Genomic DNA, 20995 nt, shown 5'->3' with positions numbered 1-20995 from the left:
CGACCCAGGTGGCATCCGTAGACTTACTCCTCGTGGTCACTCGTCTGTCGCACTTCTTCCTCCGCACGCTCCGTGAAGACCCCGCCGATGCGGAGGTCACGAGCCACCGGCTGCTCGTCCGCGCCGGCTACATCCGACGGCAGGCGCCCGGCGTCTTCGCCTGGCTGCCCCTGGGGCTGCGGGTCAAGGGAAAGATCGAGCAGATCGTCCGCGAGGAGATGGCCGCCGCCGGCGCCTACGAGGTGCACTTCCCGGCCCTGCTGCCGCGCGAGCCCTACGAGGCCACCGGCCGCTGGGAGGAGTACGGCGATGCCCTCTTCCGCCTGCAGGACCGCAAGGGCGCCGACTATCTGCTCGCTCCGACGCACGAAGAGGTCTTCACTCTCCTGGTGAAGGACCTGTACTCCTCGTACAAGGACCTGCCGCTGTCGATCTACCAGATCCAGGACAAGTACCGCGACGAGGCGCGCCCCCGCGCCGGCCTCCTGCGCGGCCGCGAGTTCACGATGAAGGACGCCTACTCGTTCGACTACACCGACGAGGGTCTCGACGCCTCGTACGAGGCTCAGCGTGACGCGTACGAGCGCATCTTCCAGCGTCTGGGCCTGGAGTACGTCATCGTGCAGGCGGATGCCGGCGCCATGGGCGGATCGCGCTCCGAAGAGTTCCTGCACCCGACCCCGGTGGGGGAGGACACGTTCGTGCGCTCCGCCGGCGGCTACGCCGCCAACGTCGAGGCGTTCACGACTGTCGCGCCCGACCCGATCCCGTTCGACGGGCTGCCCGCCCCGGTGATCTTCGACTCCCCGGACACCCCCACCATCGAGACGCTCGTGGCGCACTGCAACGCGCACCTCGACGGCGAATACACCGCCGCCGACACGCTCAAGAACGTCGTGCTCGCCCTCACCCACCTCGACGGCACGCGCGAGCTGGTCGTCGTCGGGCTCCCCGGCGACCGCGACATCGACGACAAGCGCGTGGAGGTCGCGTTCGCTCCGGCCGAGGTCGAGCAGGCGACCGAAGCCGACTTCGCCGCCAACCCGCTGCTGGTGAAGGGCTACATCGGACCCTGGTCCGAGAAGGGGCCGATCCTCGGCGAGGAGTCCGCCACCGGCATCCGCTACTTCCTCGACCCCCGCGTGGTCGACGGCACGTCGTGGATCACCGGCGCGAACATCGACCAGAAGCACGTCGCCCGTCTCGTCGCCGGCCGCGACTTCACCGCCGACGGGTTCGTCGAGGTCGCCACCGTGCGCGCCGGCGACCCCGCCCCCGACGGCTCCGGCCCGGTCGAACTGGCCCGCGGCATGGAGATCGGGCACGTCTTCCAGCTCGGCCGCAAGTACGCCGAGGCGCTGGGGCTCAAGGTCCTCGACGAGAACGGCAAGCTCGTCACCGTCACGATGGGCTCGTACGGCATCGGCATCACCCGCATCCTCGCGATCATCGCCGAGCTCAACAACGACGACAAGGGCCTCATCTGGCCGACCTCCGTGGCCCCGTTCGACGTGCACGTCGTGGCCACCGGTCGCGACGCCGCCGCGTTCGAACTCGCCGAGAAGCTGTCGGCCGATCTCGAGGCCGCCGGGTTCGACGTGCTCTACGACGACCGTCCGAAGGTCTCGCCGGGCGTGAAGTTCGGCGACGCGGAGCTCGTCGGCGTGCCGCAGATCGTGATCGTCGGCCGCGGCGCCGCCGCCGGTGAGGTGGAGCTGTGGGACCGTCGCACAGGTGAGCGCGAGGTCGTCGCCGCCGCCGAGGCGGTCGAGCGCCTCGCCCGCCGCTGACGTCGGCGCTGCGTCTCAGAGCGAGGCGTAGCGGGCGCGGAAGGCGCAGAACACGCCGTACGCGATGAAGCCGGCGCCCACGGCGGCGACCAGAAGCTGCCCGAAGACCATGTCGCGCAGCGCGTCGAGGGCGCCGTCGATGCCGCCCGCCGCGCTCGCGTCGATCGTGACTGCGGCGATCAGCAGCAGGATGCCGACGATGAGCAGCGCGGCGCCCTTGGCGATGAATCCGACGGTGCCGAGGGTGGTGACGGTGTGGCCGAGCGGCGAGTCGGGGATGTCCATCTTCTTGCGGAAGCTGCGCAGGAATCCCATGACGATGAACGAGATGCCGCCGATCGCCACGCCGAGCCCCACCAGCCCCAGCACGATGCTGCCACCGGGGACGGTGAGCGCACCACGGCTGGCATCCTCCGCGGCGGATTCGCCGTCGGGACGGGCGCCGAGGGCCACGGCTGCGGCGACCGACCCGACGGCGATGAAGGCCGCGGCCTGACCCCACTCCGAGGCGCGCTGCCCCCACTTCTTCGCCGCGCCCTTGAGGTCGCCGTCGCGGTCACGGGAGAGCACCCCCTCCGCCAGGTGCCACGTGCCCAGCGCCCACAGGGCCACAGCGAGCAGCCAGAGGGCGGCAAGGCCCAGTGGCACGGCGGCGATCGCCTTGAGCGCGCCGGCCTGGTCGCCTTCCCCGTCGCCGCCGAAGGCGATGACGAGCGCGATGACGCCGATCAGGGCATGGACCACGCCGTTCGCGGCGTAGCCGGCACGGGCTCCGAGCCGGGCCGCCGGATGGTGGGCGATCTCACGCGCGGCGCGGCGCGGGGCGGCTTCGGTCACAAGGTCACCCTAGGGCTCGCGCAGGTTTCGCCGAGCCGGCCGCGCGTACGCTTTCAAGGGTGCAGGGACGGGGCAGAGGGCTGACGGCGAGGCTGGGCGAGCTGCCCCGCCTCATCGTGCGCGCCCCGGCGCCGGCCCTCCTGGCCATCGGGCTGCTCGTGGTGGCGCTCGGTCTGCTCATCGTCTTCCGGCCGCTGACCTCGCTGCTGCTGCTGGCGGTGTACATCGGCCTCAGCGCGGTGGCCGCCGGCGTGGCGGAGCTGTTGTCGAGCCGGGAACGGGCTTGGCACGGCCGGCTGTTCGGGGCGATCTGGATCATCGGCGGACTCGCGGTGGCGTTCTGGTTCGGTCGCAGGCTGGAGGAACTGCCCGCCGCGATGGCCGTGCTGCTGATCGTCGCCGGTGCCGCGTCCCTCGGCGATGCCCTGCGACGAGGCACTGTGAGCCAGCGCGTGCTGAGCCTGGCCTGGGGCGGCACGCAGATCGTCTTCGGGGTGCTGGCGCTGACCTGGCCTGACATCAGCGTGCTGATGGTGGCGGTGCTCTTCGGTGCCCGCACGATCGTCTTCGGCGCCGCACTCGTGGGGCGCGGCATCCGTGCCATCGTCTCCGAGGGCGCCGAGACGCCGGCGCCGGAGCCGCGCCCGGTCGGACGTCGCCGGCGCGTGTGGACGGCGGTCGGGCGGTACGCCGTCGCGCTGCTGCTCGTCGCCGCGGCCGCCGGCGGCTCCTGGGTCAACTCGTGGCTCGCCGACGGCGCGCCGGTGGTCGACGCCTTCTACGACCCGCCCGCGGAGGTGCCCGACGGGCACGGGAGACTCATCCGCGCCGACGAGTACCGCGGCGCCGCCCCGCCCGGGGCGAGCGTGCAGCGCATCCTCTACACGACACGCTCGACGCTGGGCGACCCCGCCGTCGGCAGCGCCCTGGTCATCGTCCCAGAAGAGCCCGCCGGCGGGCCCCGGCCGGTGGTGGTGTGGAACCACGGCACCACCGGCATCGCGCGCGGCTGCGCGCCGAGCCTGGCCGACGGCACAGCCACGCACTGGGCGATCCCCGACGTCAACCGCGCCGTCGCCAACGGCTGGGTTGTCGTCGCCCCCGACTACAGCGGACAGGGCGCACCGGGCGACTTCCCGTACCTCATCGGGCGGGGTGAGGCGCGCTCCGCTCTCGACGCGGTGCTGGCGGCGGGAGAGCTCGACGACGATCTCGTGCTGTCGCCGCGCACCCTGGTGTGGGGGCACTCGCAGGGCGGGCATGCCGCGCTGTGGACGACGCAGCTCGCCCCCGACTACGCCCCGGGCATCGACGTGCGCGGGACGGCCCTGCTGGCCCCCGCCGCCGACCCGCTGGCCCTCGCCGAGGAGCTGGCATCCGGCGACGCCAACGCGCTGCTGACCGTGATGGTGTCATGGGTGCTGGTGCCCTATGCCGACACCTATCCGGACGTGCAGCTCGAGGACTACGCCGCCCGCGGCGCGGAGCAGCTGATCCGGGAGATCTCGCAGCGCTGCCTGAGCGAGCCGGGCGTGGTGGTCTCGGCGCTCACCGCGCTGGGGCTGTCCGAGGATCAGCCGGTGACGCTGTCCGATCTGACGACGGGACCGCTGGGGGAGCGGCTGGCGGAGAACGTGCCCGAGGGGCCGTGGGGGACGCCGCTGTTCGTCGGGTGGGGGGCTCAGGACGACGTCCTGCCGACGGTGCTGCAGCGGCGACTCGTGGACGACCTGTGCGCAGCGGGCGAGCGCGTCTACACCTGGGTCGTCCCCACCGCGGGACACCAGGACCTCCTGCAACCGCGCTCGCAGGTGCTGCCGGCGATGCTGCAGTGGAGCGAGACGGTGCTGGAGACCGATCTCGACACGCCGGCGGAGGCGGCCCGCGCCGACCGGGTGCTCGACACCTGCGCGCGCTGAGGTGCGGCTCCCAGCTGGAGCGCGGGCGGCATCCGGTAACGTATGAGGGATGCGGAGGCGCCGTCGCGCCCCGCGACAAGCTGAATAGGGAGGACACCGTGGACATCGATCTCGGACTGTTGAGGACGATCGAGCGCGAGAAGGAGATCCCCTTCGACGAGCTGGTGCGCATCATCGAGCAGGCGATCCTCACCGCATACGGCAAGCACACCTCCCCGACCGGCGAGCTGCCCGACGGCACCCGCGTGGAGCTGGACCGCAAGACCGGTCACGTCGCGATCTACGTTCCGCTGCTGGACGAAGAGGGCGCCGTCATCGGCGAAGAGGAGACCACCCCCGACGACTTCGGCCGCATCGGCGCCTTCGCCGCCAAGCAGGTCATCGGCCAGCGGTTGCGCGATATCGCCGACGACGCCGTGCTGGGAGAGTTCCGCGGCAAGGAGGGCGACATCGTCGCCGGTGTCGTGCAGCAGGGCCCCAACCCGCGCATGGTGCACGTGGACCTCGGCTCGGTCGAAGCCATCCTCCCGCCCGAGGAGCAGGTGCCCGGCGAGACCTACGCGCACGGCTCGCGCCTGCGTGTGTACGTCACGAGCGTGTCGAAGGGTCTCAAGGGCCCGCAGATCACCGTGTCGCGCACCCACCCCGGCCTGGTCCGCAAGCTGTTCGCCCTCGAGGTGCCCGAGATCGCGTCCGGCCTGGTGGAGATCGTCTCCCTCGCTCGCGAGGCGGGCCACCGCACGAAGATCGCGGTGTCGGCCACCGAGCCCTCCATCAACGCCAAGGGTGCGTGCATCGGCGAGCTCGGCCGCCGCGTGCGCGCGGTCACCGAAGAGCTCGGCGGCGAGAAGATCGACATCGTCGACTACAACCCGGAGCTCGCGGCATTCGTGGCCAACGCGCTGTCGCCGGCGAAGGTGACGTCGAGCTTCATCCTCGACGCCTCCACCAAGGCCGTGCGCGCCCTCGTTCCCGATTACCAGCTGTCGCTGGCGATCGGCAAGGAAGGTCAGAACGCCCGTCTGGCGGCCAAGCTGACAGGCGCCAAGATCGACATCCAGCCCGACAGCATCCTCGAGGCCTGACGACCCGCCGGGAGCGTCCCGCCGGACGCGCCCGGGACACGGCTCGACGAGGGAATGCACGGAGGGGGTAGGATGGAATCTGTTCGAACGTGCGTGGGATGCCGCGCACGCGCCCCCCGTGCCGCGCTCGTCAGAGTCGTGGCCATCGATTCGCAGGTCGTCCTGGACGAACGAGGATCGATGCCCGGAAGGGGCGCGTGGGTGCACCGCACGCACGAGTGCGTGGATGCCGCCATCCGGCGCCGTGCCTTCGGGCGAGCACTACGTGTGTCAGGTTCGCTTGACACGCAGACCCTTCAGAACCACTTCCAGCGAAACGGCTGAACGGCTATGGACTCAAAGTGAACGGCTCGAAATGAGACCCGTCCGCAACTAGTGGTCTGCTCCTGTCTGGGGCAGACCTTCAGACAGGAGAATTGTGGCAAAACCACGCGTGCACGAGATCGCTTCCGAACTCGGCGTCGACAGCAAGGTCGCACTTGCGAAGCTGAAGGAGCTCGGCGAGTTCGTCAAGAGCCCTTCCTCGACCATCGAGCCCCCCGTGGCTCGCAAGCTCCGTCAGGCCCTGCAGGCCGACGGCGCCAAGCCCGCCGCTGCGCCCGCCCCGGGTGCATCGGCTCGCCCGGCCGGCCGCCCCGGCCCCGCGCGTCCGTCGGCTCCCACGCCGTCCGCTCCGGCGCCGCAGGCACCGGCAGCACAGGCGACTCCCGCCGCCCCGGCACCTGCTCCCGCGCCGTCGAGCGCTCCCGAGCAGGCGGCCCCCGCCGCTCCGGCAGCGCCGGCCGCAGCCACGCCTGCGCCCGCCGCAGCTCCGCAGGCGCCCGACGCCGCGCCGAAGCCCGGTGGCGCCACTCCCGGCGGCCCGACTCCCGGCGCCCCGCGCCCCGGTGGGGCACCGCGTCCAGGAAACAACCCGTTCGCCTCCTCGCAGGGCATGGGCCAGCGTCCCGCCGGTCCGCGTCCCGGCAACAACCCGTTCGCCTCGGCGCAGGGCATGGGGCAGCGCCCCACGCCCGGTAACATCCCGCGTCCGCAGGCACCGCGTCCCGGCGCCCCGCGCCCGGGGGCCCCGCGCCCCGGTGGCGCAGGTCGTCCCGGTGGCGGCGGTCGTCCCGGCGCCCCGTTCCAGCAGCGTCCCGGCGGCCCCGGTCGTCCCGGTGGCGCACCCGGTGGCTTCCAGCGCCCCGGCGGTCCGCCCGCGGGTGGCTTCGCCGGTCGTCCCGGTGGCGGCGGCGGTCGTGGCCGTGGTCCCGGTGGTGGCACCGCCGGCGCCTTCGGCAAGGGTGGCGGCAAGTCCAAGCAGCGCAAGTCGCGGCGGGCGAAGCGGCAGGAATTCGAGATGCGGTCGGCGCCGGTCGTCGGCGGCGTCAACGTCTCGCGCGGTAACGGCGAGATCATCCGCATGCGCCGCGGCGCGTCGATCGCGGACTTCGCCGACAAGATCGAGGCCATCACCGGTTACACGGTGCAGCCCGGCACGCTGGTGACGATCCTGTTCAACCTCGGCGAGATGGCCACGGCCACCGAGTCGCTGGATGAGGCGACCTTCGAGGTGCTCGGCGAGGAGCTGGGCTACAAGATCCAGATGGTCTCGCCCGAGGACGAGGACAAGGAGCTCCTGGAGGGCTTCGGTCTGGACCTCGACGCCGAGCTCGAAGCCGAGAGCGAAGACGACCTCGAGATCCGTCCGCCCGTCGTGACCGTCATGGGTCACGTCGACCACGGTAAGACGCGACTGCTCGACGCGATCCGTCAGACCAACGTGGTCGCCGGTGAGGCCGGTGGCATCACCCAGCACATCGGTGCCTACCAGGTGTGGACCGAGCACGAGGGCATCGAGCGCGCGATCACGTTCATCGACACCCCCGGTCACGAGGCGTTCACCGCCATGCGTGCCCGTGGTGCGCAGGTCACCGACCTCGCGATCCTCGTGGTCGCCGCCGACGACGGCATCATGCCCCAGACGGTCGAGGCGCTGAACCACGCACAGGCGGCAGGCGTGCCGATCGTCGTGGCAGTGAACAAGGTCGACAAGCCCGACGCCAACCCGGCGAAGGTGCGCCAGCAGCTCACCGAGTACGGCCTGGTCGCCGAGGAGTACGGCGGCGACGTCATGTTCGTCGACGTCTCCGCACGTCAGGGCACCAACATCCAGGAGCTCCTGGATGCCGTCCTGCTGACCGCGGACGCGGGTCTGGACCTCACGGCGAACCCGAACAAGGCCGCCCGTGGTGTCGCGATCGAGGCGAAGCTCGACAAGGGCCGCGGCTCGGTGGCCACCGTGCTGATCCAGTCCGGCACGCTGCGCGTCGGCGACGCGATCGTCGCAGGCACCGCCTACGGCCGTGTGCGTGCCATGGTCGACGAGAACGGCGACCCGGTCGAGGAGGCTTACCCCTCCCGCCCCGTGCAGGTGCAGGGTCTGAACTCCGTGCCCCGCGCCGGCGACACGTTCATCGTGACCGAAGAGGACCGCCTCGCCCGTCAGATCGCTGAGAAGCGTGAAGCCGCCGAGCGCAACGCCCAGCTGGCCAAGGCCCGCAAGCGCATCTCGCTCGAGGACTTCACCCGCGCTCTGCAGGAGGGCAAGGTCGAGTCGCTCAACCTCATCATCAAGGGTGACGTCTCCGGTGCCGTCGAGGCGCTCGAGGAGTCGCTGCTGAAGATCGAGGTGGACGACTCCGTGCAGCTGCGGATCATCCACCGCGGTGTGGGTGCCGTGACCGAGTCCGACGTCAACCTCGCCACGATCGACAACGCGATCGTGATCGGGTTCAACGTCCGCCCCGATGCCAAGGCGCGCGAGCGTGCTCAGCGTGAAGGCGTGGACATCCGGTTCTACTCGGTCATCTACAACGCGATCGACGATGTGGAGCAGTCGCTCAAGGGCCTGCTCAAGCCGGAGTACGAAGAGGTCCAGTCGGGCGTCGCGGAGATCCGGGAGGTGTTCCGCTCCTCGAAGGTCGGCAACATCGCCGGTGTCATCGTGCGCTCGGGGACGATCACCCGAAACGCGAAGGCTCGCGTCATCCGCGACGGCGTGGTCATCGCCGACGGCCTGACGATCGAGTCGCTGCGCCGCTTCAAGGACGACGTCACCGAGGTGCGCACGGACTACGAGGCCGGTATCGGACTCGGCAAGTTCAACGACATCCAGATCGGCGACGAGATCGAAACCACCGAGATGGTCGAGAAGCCGCGAGGCTGATCATCCGGCGGGGGGTGCCGGAAGGCACCCCCCGCCTTCACTTGCAGGGAGATAAACGATGTCTTCAGAGCGTCAGGCCAGGCTGGCCGACCGCATTCGCGTTCTGATCGCCGAACGGCTCGAGAAGGGTCTGCGGGACCCGCGGCTGGGGTTCACCACCATCACCGATGTGAAGGTGACCGGGGACCTGCAGCACGCGTCGGTGTTCTACACCGTGCTCGGCACCGAGAAGGAGCGCGCCGACTCGGCTGAGGCGCTGCGGGCCGCCACCGGCATGCTGCGCAGCGAGGTCGGGCGCAAGCTCGGCGTGCGGCTCACCCCGACCCTCGAGTTCATCCCCGACGCGATCCCCGAGAACGCCGGGCACATCGAGGACCTGCTGCGCGAGGCGCGCGAGCGCGACGCCGCTGTGGCGGGACTGGCCACCGGTGCCGCCTATGCCGGCGACGCCGACCCGTACGTCAAGCCCCGCGACCTCGAAGAAGCCGAGTAGACCTCCGGGTCCACGAGCGGGTATCCGGCGACGCGGCTGAGCCTTCGCGCCACCGGGAGCGGGGGCGCTCCGTTGCCGACGTGCACAACGTCGCCGATCCCGGGTGCCTGCGCGTCAACGCGCCCAGACGGGCTGTTGCCCGCACTTGATTGGCGACGTTGTGCACGCGGCCGCACGCGCGCAGGCTCAGCGGGGGAGCGAGAGCATGCCCCCGGTCGCCTCGACGAGCCCGTCCGCGATGAGCGAGTCGATGGCGCGGTCGCGCTGGCGCGCATCCTGCCAGGCCGGGATGACCGCGTCGGCCGCCACCGCGTGGGCCGCAGCCTCCCGCAGCACCCGCAGCACCGCACCGCGCGCCTGCCGGTCGCTGCCCTCGTACCGGGCCTGCCGCCGCCTCTCGTCGCCGGTGTCCGGGTACCCGGCCGCGCGCCACGCGCACAGGTGCGCGAGCGGGCACGCCTCGCACCGGGGAACGCGTGCCGTGCACACGACCGCCCCGAGTTCCATGGCCGCCGCGTTGACGACCGCGGCCTGGTCGACGTCCGAAGGCAGCACCGCCGCCATCGCCGCCAGATCACGCTTCGCCGGCGCACCCGGCTGCGACCGACCGTCGACGGCCCGCGCGAGCACGCGTCGGGTGTTGGTGTCGACGACGGGATGCCTGCGCCCGTAGGCGAAGACGGCCACGGCGCGCGCGGTGTAGTCGCCGATCCCGGTGAGGGCGAGGAGCGCCTCGACGTCCGCCGGCACGACGCCGTCGTGGCGGTCGCGGATCTCCACCGCGGCCCGGTGCAGCCAGAGCGCGCGCCGCGGGTACCCGAGGTTCGCCCACTGCCGCACCGCCTCCGCGGGCGGGTCGGCCGCCAGCGCCGCGGGGTCGGGCCAGCGGTCGAGCCACGCCTCCAGATGGGGGATCACCCGGGCCACCGGCGTCTGTTGCAGCATGAACTCGCTCACCAGCACGCCCCACGCCCCGAACTCCGGATGCCGCCACGGCAGGTCCCTGGCGTTGTCGCGGTACCAGGCGATGAGCGGGGTCGCGAGGTCGGGCACCCGAGAAGCCTATGACGGCCGAACGCCGGGGGAGCGCCGGTCGCCCCACCCGGCCGAAGTAGGCTGGAGGGATGCCCGAGACCACCGCTTCCGACCTCTGGGGGAGCCTGCGCGACGAGGTGCGCCAGCATCACCGCCATGGGCGGATCCTCCTCGGCGTGGATGGCGTCGACGGCGCGGGCAAGACCCGCTTCGCCGACGGCTTCGCGACCGTGTTCGACGACGTCCCGGTCTTCCGGGCATCGGTCGACGGGTTCCACCGCCCCCGCGCCGAGCGATACGCCCGCGGGCGCACGTCGCCGGAGGGGTTCTACCTCGACTCCTACGACTACGCGGCGTTCCGCCGTGAGCTCATCGAGCCCTTCCGTGCCGGCGAGCCCTTCCGCACCGCGGTGTGGGATGTCGACGCCGATGCGCCGGTCGATGTGGCCCCGCAGGTCGCCGGACCCGATGCCGTGCTGCTGGTCGACGGCATCTTCCTGCACCGCCCCGAGCTGCGCGGGCTCTGGCACTGGTCGCTGTGGCTCGACGTCCCCGTCGACGTGGCGTTCGCCCGCCTGGCCGAGCGCGACGGCACCGACCCCGCCCACACCGCAGCCTCCAACGCCCGCTACCGGCAGGGCCAGGAGATCTACCTGCGCGACGCCGACCCGCGTCGCGCCGCCTCGGCGATCGTCGACAACACCGACTTCCGCCACCCGTCGCGCGTCTACCGGGACTTCTGCTGATGGCCGGCGGCATCCTCCTCGTCGACAAAGCCGGCGGCATGACGAGCCACGACGTCGTCGCGCGCGCGCGGCGCGCGCTGGGCACCCGCAAGGTCGGCCACGCCGGCACGCTCGACCCGATGGCGACGGGCCTGCTCGTCCTCGGCGTCGACAGCGCGACCCGGCTGCTGACGTATCTCGTCGGGCTCGACAAGACCTATGAAGCCACGATCCGCCTCGGTGTCGCCACCGACAGCGATGACGCCGACGGCGCCGTGACGACCAGGGCCGATGCCGCGGCCGTCGCCGCCGTCACCGACGCTGCGGTCGACGCGGGCATCTCGGCGCTGACGGGGGACATCTCCCAGGTGCCCAGTCGCGTCTCGGCGATCAAGGTGGACGGTCGCCGCGCCTACGACCTGGCCCGCGCCGGCGAGGAGGTCACGCTGGCAGCACGTGCGGTCACCGTCTCGCGCTTCGCGGTGCGCGCCCGCCGCCCTGGCGACGGGGTGCTGGACCTCGACGTCGTGGTCGACTGCTCCAGCGGCACCTACATCCGTGCCCTCGCCCGCGACCTGGGTGCGGCGCTCGGGGTCGGCGGTCACCTCACCGCGCTGCGGCGCACCCGCATCGGTCCGTTCGACCTCGCCGACGCGGTGGCCGTCGACGACATCTCCGCCGACGCCCTGCTCCCGCAGGCGAGGGTCGCCGCCGATGTGCTGGGCGCCTTCCCGGTGACGGCGGAGGAGGCCCGCGATCTGCGGCACGGAAAGCGTCTCGTCGGCGCGGGCGTGCGCCTCGCCGACCCGCCGGCCGCGGCCATCGACCCCGACGGCCGGCTCGTGGGGATCGTCGAGCGCCGCGGCGCCGACGTGAAGAGTGCCATGAACGTCTCGGAGGAGAGCTGATGATCCTGTGGTTCACCGTCGTCCAGGTGGCCGTCGCCGTGGTGGCCGGCCTGCTGTGCATCGGGATCGGCCTGGCCGGCCGTCGCCCCAGTGACCTGACGGTGGGTTCGCTCGCACTTCTCGAGCTGCTCCTCATCGCGCAGGTCGTCATCGGCATCGTGTCGCCGCTCGCGGGCAACCCCGCTTCGGGCAGCCTGCTCGAGTTCTGGGTGTACCTCGTCTCGGCCGTGCTGCTGCCGCCCGCGGCGGCGGCGTGGGCGCTCATCGAGCGCAGCCGCTGGAGCACCGTCATCATGGGGGTCGCCGCGCTGTCGGTGGCCGTGATGGTGTGGCGCATGGAGGTCATCTGGACGGTGCAGGGCGCATGACCGGCTCCGTCGTCACGCCGCCTAAACTGGACCGCGACATGTCCACCCGCCCCCGCATGACCGGCATCGGCCGCGTGCTCGTGATCGTCTACGCGGTCATGGCCCTCGCCGCCACCGGGCGCTCCTTCGTGCAGATCGTCGAGAAGTTCGACGAGGCGCCGCTCGCGTACACCCTGTCGGCGGGCGCGGCCGTCGTGTACATCCTCGCCACCCTCGCCCTCGTGTTCGCGGGCTCCCGCGTCTGGTACGTCATCGCCTGGGTCGCGATCTGCTTCGAGCTCACCGGCGTGATCGTCGTCGGCATGCTCACCTTCGTGCTGCCTGCGCTGTTCGACCACCCGACGGTGTGGTCCTGGTTCGGCGCCGGTTACCTGTTCATCCCGCTGGTGCTGCCCTTCCTCGGACTGTGGTGGCTGACCACCCACCGGCCCGGCCCCGTGGCCGAGCCGGGCCCCGAGCCGGTCGAGAGGTCGTCCTGGTGATCGTCTTCCGCGACCCGGCGGAGATCCCCGCCGGTTTCGGCCCCTCGGTGGTCGTCATCGGCAAGTTCGATGGCGTGCATGCCGGGCACCGCGCCGGGATCGACCGCGCCCGGGTCGCCGCAGAGGCCGAAGGCGCGCGCGTGGTCGCCGTCACGTTCGACCGCAATCCGCTCAGCGTGCTGCGGCCGGAGCTGTGCCCGCCCGAGCTCGTCAGCGTCGACCAGAAGCTGGCCCTGCTCGCGCAGACCGGGGTGGACGCCACCCTCGTACTGCACTTCGACCGTGCCCTCGCCGACCTGCCCGCTGAAGACTTCGTGCGCCGCGTGCTCGTGGACGCCGTCGGCGCGGTCACGGTGTTCGTGGGGGCCGACTTCCGCTTCGGTCGCGGCGGTGCCGGCGACCCCGGCCTGCTCGCGCAGCTGGGCCGCTCGTCCGGGTTCCGCGTCGAGGTGATCGACGACATCCGGGCTCGCGACGACGGCCGCCGTGTCTCCTCGACCTGGATCCGCGGCCTGCTCGCGGAGGGCGACGTCGAGGGCGCGGCCCGGCTGCTCGGCCGCCCCGCGGCGGTGCGCGGCGAGGTCGTGCACGGCCTGAAGCGCGGCCGCGACCTCGGCTTCCCGACGGCGAACCTGTCCCTCGAGGCCGAGGGGTTCATCCCCGCCGACGGCGTCTACGCCGGCTGGCTCGTCGACGAGGGTGCGATCCCTGTGGCGGATGCTTCGCCCCACCCGCACGCCACGACCCGCTACCCCGCCGCCATCTCGGTGGGGACCAACCCCACGTTCGGCGACGTGACCGCGCGTCAGGTGGAGGCGTACGTGCTGGACGAGACCGATCTGGATCTCTACGGCCACCGCGTCGAGGTGCACTTCACCCACCGCATCCGGGGAATGGTCGCCTTCGAGGGCGTCGACGCACTCATCGCGCAGATGACCGACGACGTCGCCCGAGTGCGCGCCGCGTTGAGCGACTGAGTCAGTACGACGTCTCGTCGACCGTGGAGGCGCCCTCCCGGCCGTCGAGCTCTGCGCGCAGCGAGCCGAGGATCGTGGCGCTGGCGCTGGTGCCCAGGCGGGTCGCGCCGGCATCGAGCATCTGCAGGGCGGTCTCGAGGCTGCGGACGCCGCCGGAGGCCTTCACCTGCACGCGCTCGCCGACGCTCGCCCGCATGAGTCGCACGTGCTCGACCGTCGCGCCGCCGCCGGCGAACCCGGTGGAGGTCTTGACGAAGTCTGCGCCGCCGGCCTCGGTCAGCCGGCTGCCGCGGGCGATCTGCTCGTCGTCGAGGAGGCTCGTCTCCAGGATCACCTTCGTGATCTTCCCGGCAGCGGCATCCACGACGGCGCGGATGTCGTCGACGACGACATCGTCGAACCCGGAGCGCAGCGCGCCGATGTTGATCACCATGTCGAACTCGGTCGCGCCGTCCTCGAACGCGCGGATGGTCTCAGCGACCTTCGCCGTGGTGGAGGTGGTGCCGTGGGGGAACCCGATCACGGTGCCCACCGCGACGCCGGTGCCGTCCAGGCGCTTCACCGCGTAGGGGATGTCCGACGGACGAACGCACACGCTGAACACGCCCCACTGGGCGGCGATGTCGAGCTCGGCGTCGACGTCGGCACGGGTGAATTCGGGCTTCAGGATCGCGTGGTCGATCGTGGCGGCCAGTTCGCGTTCGGTGATTCGGGACATGCTCTCAGCGTAGTCGCCGCCCCCGGACGAGGTGGGCCACCGCTCAGGTGCCGCCGAACCCGGTCGTCGCCACACCGCGGACGATCTGCTTCTGGAAGATCAGGAACAGCACGATCAGGGGGAGGGATGCCAGCACGGCCTGCGCCATCACCTGCGCGTACTGCACCCCGTAGGCACTGATGACCGTCTGCAGACCCACCGGCAGCGTCATCAGGTTGGTGTCGTTGATGATCAGGAACGGCCAGAGGAAGTTGTTCCAGGTCGTGATGAACACGAAGATGGCCACAGCAGCGAGGATGCCGCGCGACAGCGGCAGCACGATGGACCAGAACACCCGCAGCCGTCCCGCGCCGTCCACGCGCGCGGCATCCTCCAGCTCCAGCGGCACCTGGTCGAAGAACTTCTTCAGGATGAACACCATCGCCGGCACGACGACCTGCGGCAGGATCAGCCCCAGCGGGGTGTCGACGAGGTTGAGGGCGAGCATCTCGTAGAACAGCGGGATGATGAGCACCTGCGGGGGGACGACGATCGACGCGATCACGACTCCGAAGAGGAACCTCCTGCCGGGGAACTCCAGCCGCGAGAAGGCATAGGCGGCCAGCGCCGAGATGGCCACGGTGATGAGGGTCACGGCCGCGGAGGTCCACAGGCTGTTGAAGGCCCAGATGTACACGTTCCCCTGCGCGAGGATCGCGCCGTAGGCATCGGTGGTCGCACCGGACTGGCCGATCCAGCCGCCGCCGGACGCGGCATCCGTCTCGGTCATGAACGAGGTCGCCACCGCCCACAGGAACGGCATCAGCCAGCCGAGCGCCATCAGCGCCAGTGCGACGAAGGCGAGGATGTTCAGCGGGGTCAGCCGTCGCGCGCCGGGCTTGGTCGTGCGGTCCGGCCGGGTGGCGGCGCCCTGCGGGGTGGCCAGCGGTGCGCGTGCCTGAGCGGTGGTGGTCATGACTGCTCCCCCCGGCGGCGGACGGCGAAGGCCTGCACCACGCCGATGATGACGATGATGGCGAAGAAGACGTAGGAGATGGCGGAGGAGTACCCGAAGCGGTACCCGACGAAACCGGCCTCGTACATGTACTGCACGACGGAGCGGGTGGTGTCGCTCGCGACCCCGCCCAGCATCTGATAGGCCTGGTCGAACAGCTTCAGCGACGCGATCACCTGCAGGATGACGATGAGCACCGTCACCTGACCCAGCTGCGGGAGGGTGATCGACCACAGCTGCCGCACCGGGCCCGCACCGTCGAGGGAGGCCGCCTCGTACTGCTGCGCCGGGATGTTCTGCAGCGCGGCGAGGTACAGCAGGAAGTTGAAGCCGACCGTCCACCACACCGTGGCGATGACGATGGCGTACATGTTGGTGTCGGGGCTCTGCAGCCACGCCAGAGGCTCGAGACCGAACCAGGCGAGCACCCTGTTGGCGGCGCCGATCTGGGGGTTGAAGATCCACACCCAGATCTGCGAGATCACCGTGGAGGCCAGCAGATACGGCATGAAGAACGACAGCCGCCACAGCCATTGGGCGGGCAGTCCGCGGTGCACCAGCAGCGCCATCGCGAGCGCGAGCAGCACCAGCGGCACGGTCGACAGGACGGTGAACCACGCCGTGTTGCCCAGCGACCGCCACGTGACCGGATCGCCGAGCGCCTCGATGTAGTTGGCGAACCCGACGAACCCGCCCCCGGCGCCGGTGAGGGACTGATCGGTGAAGCTCAGGTACAGCCCGTGCAGGAGGGGCCACAGCAGGAACACCGCGAACGCGACGAGGAACGGTGCCAGAAAGCCCCACGCGACCGCGGTCTCGCGGCGCTCGCCGGTGTGACGGCGGATGCCGGCACTCGCCCGCCCGGTGATGACGGTGGCGGTGGAGGTGGACGGTGCCGTGGTGGTCATGACGCGCCTCCTCGCGGGTCGGCCGGGTTGGGTGTCTTCAGCTGCGCGTCCAGGCGCGATCGGAAGCGGGCGATCGCGGCGGAGGGGTCGTCGCCGCCCAGCAGCACGTTCTGCACGGCCGAGCCGAACTCGGCCTGGAAGCGCGACCCCGAGCCGGTGAACCAGGCGCGCGGGTCGTAGCGCACGTGCTGAGCGGCCTCGGCGTAGTGGGCCTGCGGCAGGAGGTCGGCATAGGACGACGCCTCGGTGACGGGCAGATACGCCGGGATGTGCCCGGCCCCCGCCCAGTCGAAGGACCCCTTCAGCAGATCCGCGACGAACCGGTAGACGAGGTCTCTCGTCGCGGGGTCGGGGGCGCTCTGGTGCGGCAGGGTGAAGGCGTGGGAGTCGGCGTACACGCTGGGGGTGCCGTACAGCGTCGGGATGAGCGTCGCATCCAGCGGGAGATCCCGCTCCTGCATGGACCGCAGCTCCCAGACACCGGTGAGGAAGAGTCCGCTGCGGCCCGTGGCGAACTCTGCGATCGCCGACTGGTAGTCGTTCTCGCGCGCGGCGATCTCTCCATCGAGCAGCTGCTGCATGAAGGTCAGTGCCGTCAGCGCGGCGTCGTCGTCCATCTGGGCGCTGCCGCCCTCCGGCAGTTCGATCTCGCTGCCGTGCTGCGTGTAGAGGGTGTAGAACAGGCGCCACATCTGCGCGCCGTCGCCCAGGTACCCGTACGACAGGCCATGGCCCTCCGACTCCCCGGCGACGGCGCGGGCGAGCTCCAGGAAGTCGTCGGGGGAGGACACCGCGCGCAGGCGGCCGTCGCCGTCGAGCACCCCGGCGCGCTCGCAGATGTCGGTGTTGAACATGAGGATGAACGGATGCGCGTCCAACGCGACGCTGTACAGGTCGTCTCCGACGAACCCCTTCTGCCAGACCGCTGCGGGGAACGACGCCTCATCGACGCCGAGGTCGGCGAGGCGCTGCACGTCCCAGGTGTCCAGCAGCCCTCCCGGCGCATAGCCGACCACGCGGGACGCATGCATCACGGAGAGGTCCGGTGCCCGGCCGCCCGCGGCGGCCATGGCGAGCTTGGTGTAGTACGGCTCGCCCCACGACAGCACCGTCGGTCTGACCCGATAGGCGCTCTGCGCCGCGTTCGCGGTGTCGACGAGCCCCGACATGGTCACGCCGTCGGCGCCGCTGAGCAGGTGCCAGTACTGCAGGGGGCGGGGACCCGATGCCGACACGGGGCTGCAGGAGGCCAGGGCGGCGGTGCCCGCGAGGGCGCCGGCGAGGCCGAGGAACCCCCGGCGGGAGACCACGGGTGCTGCTGTCATCGTCACTCCTTCGTGACTTCGCGTGGATTCCCGCATCCTGTACCCCCTGCCGAGCCGGTGCAAGGGCATGTGCGGGTGCGGCGGCCGGATCCGGACGCGCGCGAACGGTACAGTCGGAGCGTGTTCACCTCGGCTTTCCCCTCGACGCGGCTGCGTCGCAGCGCCACGACGATCGCCGCCGCGGCCGCGGCGATCCTCCTCCTCGCGGGCTGCGCCCAGGAGCCGGCCGCGCCGGCACCCTCCGGGACCGGCGCCACGCCGCCGGTGACCGCCGAGCCGTCGCCCTCGCAGACCCCGTCGCCGACGCCCACCGAGCCGGCCGAGGCCGACACGATCGAACTGCCGGCGTCGTGCGACGACATCTACTCCCCGGCGATGCGCGCGCAGCTCGAGGCCGGAGTGCCGCCTCTGAACGACCCCGGCATCAGCATGCCCTCGACGCAGAACGCCCAGGCGCTCCAGCTGCTCGAGTCCGGCATCCCGTCGCTGCGGTGCACGTGGGGCTATCCCTCCGAGGTGGGCATCGCCACCACCGTCTCCCTGATCGAACCCGCCGCGGTGGGTGACCTCGTGGGGTCGCTGGCGAACGCCGGGTTCTCGTGCGCCGACGCGCAGGGGGGCACCGCGTGCCGCCTCACCGAGACGCTCGTGGACTACGACGACAACCTCGTGGAGAAGGGCGAGACGCACTTCTTCCGGGGCAACGGCTGGCTCGCCACGGTGTGGCTGAACTACGGCCCGGAAGGCTACACCGAAGACATCGCCTCGATGATCTGGGGCTGAGCGCGCGCATGCCCTAGACTGTGCATCGGGGAAGAGACGCTTCGTCGCCGCAGTCGGCTGATGTATGCCCGTGGCGCGTCGTGCGTCGTCCCTGAGACCGCGGTCGTCCCGGCAACCGAGCCGCACGCGGTCACATGCACATCGATCCCGCCCCGGGACTCCCGAGGCATCCGGCATCCACGCCCAGGAGGAGCATGCCGCCCACGGCACCCGCCGCGCAGTCCACGTCGCGCCGCAGGAAGAACACGTCATCCCGACGCGATGACGAAGCGCCCATCATCCCGATCCTCGCCCGCAAGGTGCGCGAGGTCGAGGCGAAGTCCCAGCGCGGCAAGCTGGGACCCACCAACCGCGTGAAGTTCCAGGTGATCGCGTTCCTCGTCCGCGAGGAGCGCGCCCGGGTCAAGGCCGACACCGAGGTCACCGACGCCGCACGCGCCGAGCTGCTGAAGCGGCTCGACGGAGTGGCGACGATCCTCGCGAAGACCGCCGCGCGCGACACCTCGCTGATCCAGCTGCTCGAGGTCGACCAGGCCACGTCGCCGGTCGCCAAGCGCATGCGGCGGGACTGGCTGCTGGAATCGGGGGCGGAGCTTCCGCCGGACGAGCTCATCATCACCGACACCGTGCCCGTCGCAGCGCCCGTGGTCCCCGCCGCCATGAGCTCACGGCAGGTCGTGCCGCCGCAGGTCGAAGCACGCCGCGAGGCGAACCCGTTCCTGGCGCCGGACCTCCACCGCCGCAACCCCGCGGACACCCCTCGTCGCCGACTCGACGGCTGGGAGCTCATGGGCCCGCTGTACAAGGCGTTCGAGACCGGCGCCGGCGGCAGCGCGGCGTCGATGGACCTGCCCCCCATGCCGGAGTTCGATCGCCTGTCGCCCAAGGGCCTGGAGATCATGCCGCACCAGTCGCGGTTCCTGGAGTCGGTGCGTCACGGCCACCGCAGCTTCCTGCTGGCCGACGAGCCGGGTCTGGGAAAGACCGCGGAGTCGGTGCTGGCGGCATCCGTCGCCGACGCCTACCCGCTGCTGGTGGTCGTCCCCAACGTCGTCAAGATGAACTGGGCGCGCGAGGTGCACCGCTGGACGCCGCAGCGGCGCGCGACGGTCATCCAGGGTGACGGGGAGGACCTCGACGCGTTCGCCGACGTCTTCATCGTCAACTACGAGATCCTCGACCGCCACCTGTCCTGGCTCAGCTCGATCGGGCTGAAGGGCATGGTCGTCGACGAGGCCCACTTCATCAAGAACCTCTCGTCGCAGCGTTCGCAGAACGTGCTGGCGCTGGCGGGCCGCATCCGCGAGCAGACGAGCGACCCGCTCATGCTGGCGCTGACGGGAACCCCGCTGATCAACGACGTCGAGGACTTCGATGCGATCTGGCGGTTCCTCGGCTGGACCAACGGCGAGAAGCCCGGCCCCGAGCTGATGGAGAAGCTCGACGCGACGGGATTGACTCCGGCGGACAAGGCGTTCTACCCCGAGGCGCGGGAAGCGGTCATCTCGATGGGGATCGTGCGGCGCAAGAAGAAGGACGTCGCCGCGGACCTCCCCGACAAGCTGATCGCCGATCTCCCGGTGGAGCTGGACGACGAGTTCGGCCGCTCGATCAGGGCTGCGGAGCGCGAGCTGGGCGACCGTCTCGCGGCGAAGTACCGCCGCATCCTCGAAGCGCGTGGGGACCGGGTGTTCCTGGGCGACTTCGACGAGGACATCGTGCGGCTCGTCGCGCACAACGAGCTCGAAGAGGCCAAGGCCGCGGGTTCCGGCTCGGAGAACGTCTTCACCATGGTGCGGCGCATCGGCCAGGCCAAGGCGCTGCTCGCGGCGGACTACGCCGTGCAGCTGCAGCGGTCGGTGGGCAAGGTCGTCTTCTTCGCCAAGCACATCGACGTCATGGATGCCGCCGAGGCGCACTTCGCCGCGGCAGGGCTGCGCACCGTCTCGATCCGCGGCGACCAGACGACGCCCGCGCGCCAGGAGGCCATCGACGCGTTCAACAACGACCCGGGAGTGGGCATCGCGGTGTGCTCGCTGACGGCAGCCGGCGTGGGACTCAACCTGCAGGCGGCATCCAACGTCGTGCTCGCGGAGCTGTCGTGGACGGCGGCCGAGCAGACGCAGGCGATCGACCGCGTGCACCGCATCGGTCAGGGTGAGCCGGTCACGGCGTGGCGCATCATCGCGGCCCACACGATCGACACGAAGATCGCGGAGCTCATCGACTCGAAGCAGGGGCTCGCGGCCCGCGCACTGGACGGCGAGGCGGCGGAGGCGGCATCGACGGACTCGGTGCAGCTGTCGGCTCTCATGCATCTGCTGCGGCGGTCGCTCGGCGGCAGCTGACGCGCCGCTGCCGCCATCGTGGCCACAGATGGACGCGGGCCCCCCCCCCCCCCGGGCCCCCCGCCCATTACACCCGCCCCCGCCGGCGGCCG

The 20995-nt window shown here is 71.2% G+C and carries 19 protein-coding genes; 13 read left to right on the top strand and 6 right to left on the bottom strand.

Annotated features, from left to right (window positions below; genetic code table 11):
* Positions 1–32 precede the first annotated feature (32 nt).
* Positions 33–1790, top strand: coding sequence for a proline--tRNA ligase (locus NQ165_RS10500; RefSeq protein WP_257533336.1), 1758 nt, complete (start codon positions 33–35; stop codon positions 1788–1790).
* A 15-nt stretch (positions 1791–1805) separates the two neighbouring features.
* Here the strand turns inward: NQ165_RS10500 and NQ165_RS14665 are convergent, their stop codons facing one another.
* Positions 1806–2627, bottom strand: a complete 822-nt coding sequence (locus NQ165_RS14665) for a DUF1206 domain-containing protein (RefSeq protein ID WP_257533334.1) — start codon at positions 2625–2627, stop codon at positions 1806–1808.
* Positions 2628–2686: 59 nt separating this feature from the next.
* Here NQ165_RS14665 and NQ165_RS10490 point away from each other — a divergent pair, with 59 nt between their 5' ends.
* From NQ165_RS10490 to rbfA, 5 genes are all read left to right on the top strand, one after another.
* Positions 2687–4546 (top strand): lipase family protein, encoded by a 1860-nt coding sequence (locus NQ165_RS10490; RefSeq protein WP_257533332.1) that lies wholly within the window; start codon positions 2687–2689, stop codon positions 4544–4546.
* A 98-nt stretch (positions 4547–4644) separates the two neighbouring features.
* A complete protein-coding gene (nusA, locus tag NQ165_RS10485; protein WP_257533329.1) occupies positions 4645–5631 on the top strand; it encodes a transcription termination factor NusA in 987 nt (328 codons plus the stop codon).
* A 54-nt stretch (positions 5632–5685) separates the two neighbouring features.
* Positions 5686–5955, top strand: coding sequence for a YlxR family protein (locus NQ165_RS10480; protein ID WP_306816695.1), 270 nt, complete (start codon positions 5686–5688; stop codon positions 5953–5955).
* A 94-nt stretch (positions 5956–6049) separates the two neighbouring features.
* Positions 6050–8839 (top strand): translation initiation factor IF-2, encoded by a 2790-nt coding sequence (gene infB, locus NQ165_RS10475; protein WP_257533326.1) that lies wholly within the window; start codon positions 6050–6052, stop codon positions 8837–8839.
* 58 nt (positions 8840–8897) lie between these two features.
* Positions 8898–9332 (top strand): 30S ribosome-binding factor RbfA, encoded by a 435-nt coding sequence (gene rbfA, locus NQ165_RS10470; RefSeq protein WP_257533325.1) that lies wholly within the window; start codon positions 8898–8900, stop codon positions 9330–9332.
* Positions 9333–9518: 186 nt separating this feature from the next.
* On the opposite strand, the gene NQ165_RS10465 is transcribed toward rbfA, so the two are convergent.
* The gene (locus tag NQ165_RS10465) at positions 9519–10385 is read right to left on the bottom strand and encodes an A/G-specific adenine glycosylase (RefSeq protein WP_257533323.1); all 867 of its coding nucleotides are present in this window, start codon (positions 10383–10385) and stop codon (positions 9519–9521) included.
* Positions 10386–10456: 71 nt separating this feature from the next.
* On the opposite strand from NQ165_RS10465, the gene NQ165_RS10460 reads away from it, so the two are divergent.
* The 5 genes from NQ165_RS10460 to NQ165_RS10440 are packed head-to-tail and all read left to right on the top strand — an operon-like array spanning position 10457 to position 13827.
* The gene (locus NQ165_RS10460; protein ID WP_257533321.1) at positions 10457–11113 is read left to right on the top strand and encodes a uridine kinase; all 657 of its coding nucleotides are present in this window, start codon (positions 10457–10459) and stop codon (positions 11111–11113) included.
* Positions 11113–12000, top strand: coding sequence for a tRNA pseudouridine(55) synthase TruB (truB, locus tag NQ165_RS10455; RefSeq protein WP_257533319.1), 888 nt, complete (start codon positions 11113–11115; stop codon positions 11998–12000). Before NQ165_RS10460 ends, truB begins: the two co-directional genes overlap by 1 nt.
* Positions 12000–12368: a hypothetical protein gene (locus NQ165_RS10450; protein ID WP_257533317.1), complete on the top strand. Its 369-nt coding sequence runs from the start codon at positions 12000–12002 to the stop codon at positions 12366–12368. The genes truB and NQ165_RS10450 overlap by 1 nt, the downstream gene beginning before the upstream one ends.
* 38 nt (positions 12369–12406) lie before the next feature.
* The gene (locus tag NQ165_RS10445; RefSeq protein ID WP_257533316.1) at positions 12407–12850 is read left to right on the top strand and encodes a hypothetical protein; all 444 of its coding nucleotides are present in this window, start codon (positions 12407–12409) and stop codon (positions 12848–12850) included.
* Positions 12847–13827 (top strand): bifunctional riboflavin kinase/FAD synthetase, encoded by a 981-nt coding sequence (locus NQ165_RS10440; protein ID WP_257533314.1) that lies wholly within the window; start codon positions 12847–12849, stop codon positions 13825–13827. The genes NQ165_RS10445 and NQ165_RS10440 overlap by 4 nt, the downstream gene beginning before the upstream one ends.
* Position 13828: 1 nt before the next feature.
* On the opposite strand, the gene deoC is transcribed toward NQ165_RS10440, so the two are convergent.
* Genes deoC through NQ165_RS10420 form a run of 4 tightly spaced genes read right to left on the bottom strand, consistent with a single transcriptional unit; the run spans position 13829 to position 17772 of the window.
* A complete protein-coding gene (gene deoC, locus NQ165_RS10435; RefSeq protein ID WP_257533312.1) occupies positions 13829–14545 on the bottom strand; it encodes a deoxyribose-phosphate aldolase in 717 nt (238 codons plus the stop codon).
* Positions 14546–14588: 43 nt separating this feature from the next.
* A complete protein-coding gene (locus NQ165_RS10430; protein WP_257533310.1) occupies positions 14589–15500 on the bottom strand; it encodes a carbohydrate ABC transporter permease in 912 nt (303 codons plus the stop codon).
* Positions 15497–16447 carry a carbohydrate ABC transporter permease gene (locus NQ165_RS10425; RefSeq protein ID WP_257533308.1) on the bottom strand — a complete coding sequence of 317 codons (951 nt, stop codon included), beginning with the start codon at positions 16445–16447 and terminating at the stop codon, positions 15497–15499. Before NQ165_RS10425 ends, NQ165_RS10430 begins: the two co-directional genes overlap by 4 nt.
* Positions 16444–17772, bottom strand: a complete 1329-nt coding sequence (locus NQ165_RS10420) for an extracellular solute-binding protein (RefSeq protein WP_257533306.1) — start codon at positions 17770–17772, stop codon at positions 16444–16446. Before NQ165_RS10420 ends, NQ165_RS10425 begins: the two co-directional genes overlap by 4 nt.
* 120 nt (positions 17773–17892) lie before the next feature.
* Here NQ165_RS10420 and NQ165_RS10415 point away from each other — a divergent pair, with 120 nt between their 5' ends.
* Positions 17893–18555 carry a hypothetical protein gene (locus tag NQ165_RS10415; RefSeq protein ID WP_257533304.1) on the top strand — a complete coding sequence of 221 codons (663 nt, stop codon included), beginning with the start codon at positions 17893–17895 and terminating at the stop codon, positions 18553–18555.
* Between the two features lie 194 nt (positions 18556–18749).
* The gene (locus NQ165_RS10410; protein ID WP_257533302.1) at positions 18750–20903 is read left to right on the top strand and encodes a DEAD/DEAH box helicase; all 2154 of its coding nucleotides are present in this window, start codon (positions 18750–18752) and stop codon (positions 20901–20903) included.
* The last annotated feature ends 92 nt before the right edge of the window (positions 20904–20995 follow it).

The sequence above is a fragment of the Microbacterium sp. zg.Y1084 genome, assembly GCF_024623595.1.
In the GTDB taxonomy this organism is placed as follows: Bacteria; Actinomycetota; Actinomycetes; order Actinomycetales; family Microbacteriaceae; genus Microbacterium; species Microbacterium wangruii.
This window is presented reverse-complemented; position numbering and strand designations above follow the sequence as displayed.

Excerpts from the sequence above, each read along its gene's own strand:
- NQ165_RS10480 (WP_306816695.1), top strand. The coding sequence starts at position 5,686 with ATGCACGGAGGGGGTAGGATGGAATCTGTTCGAACGTGCGTGGGATGC.
- rbfA (WP_257533325.1), top strand. The coding sequence starts at position 8,898 with ATGTCTTCAGAGCGTCAGGCCAGGCTGGCCGACCGCATTCGCGTTCTG.
- NQ165_RS10460 (WP_257533321.1), top strand. The coding sequence starts at position 10,457 with ATGCCCGAGACCACCGCTTCCGACCTCTGGGGGAGCCTGCGCGACGAG.
- truB (WP_257533319.1), top strand. The coding sequence starts at position 11,113 with ATGGCCGGCGGCATCCTCCTCGTCGACAAAGCCGGCGGCATGACGAGC.
- NQ165_RS10450 (WP_257533317.1), top strand. The coding sequence starts at position 12,000 with ATGATCCTGTGGTTCACCGTCGTCCAGGTGGCCGTCGCCGTGGTGGCC.
- NQ165_RS10445 (WP_257533316.1), top strand. The coding sequence starts at position 12,407 with ATGTCCACCCGCCCCCGCATGACCGGCATCGGCCGCGTGCTCGTGATC.
- deoC (WP_257533312.1), bottom strand. The coding sequence starts at position 14,545 with ATGTCCCGAATCACCGAACGCGAACTGGCCGCCACGATCGACCACGCG.
- NQ165_RS10430 (WP_257533310.1), bottom strand. The coding sequence starts at position 15,500 with ATGACCACCACCGCTCAGGCACGCGCACCGCTGGCCACCCCGCAGGGC.
- NQ165_RS10425 (WP_257533308.1), bottom strand. The coding sequence starts at position 16,447 with ATGACCACCACGGCACCGTCCACCTCCACCGCCACCGTCATCACCGGG.
- NQ165_RS10420 (WP_257533306.1), bottom strand. The coding sequence starts at position 17,772 with ATGACAGCAGCACCCGTGGTCTCCCGCCGGGGGTTCCTCGGCCTCGCC.
- NQ165_RS10410 (WP_257533302.1), top strand. The coding sequence starts at position 18,750 with ATGCCGCCCACGGCACCCGCCGCGCAGTCCACGTCGCGCCGCAGGAAG.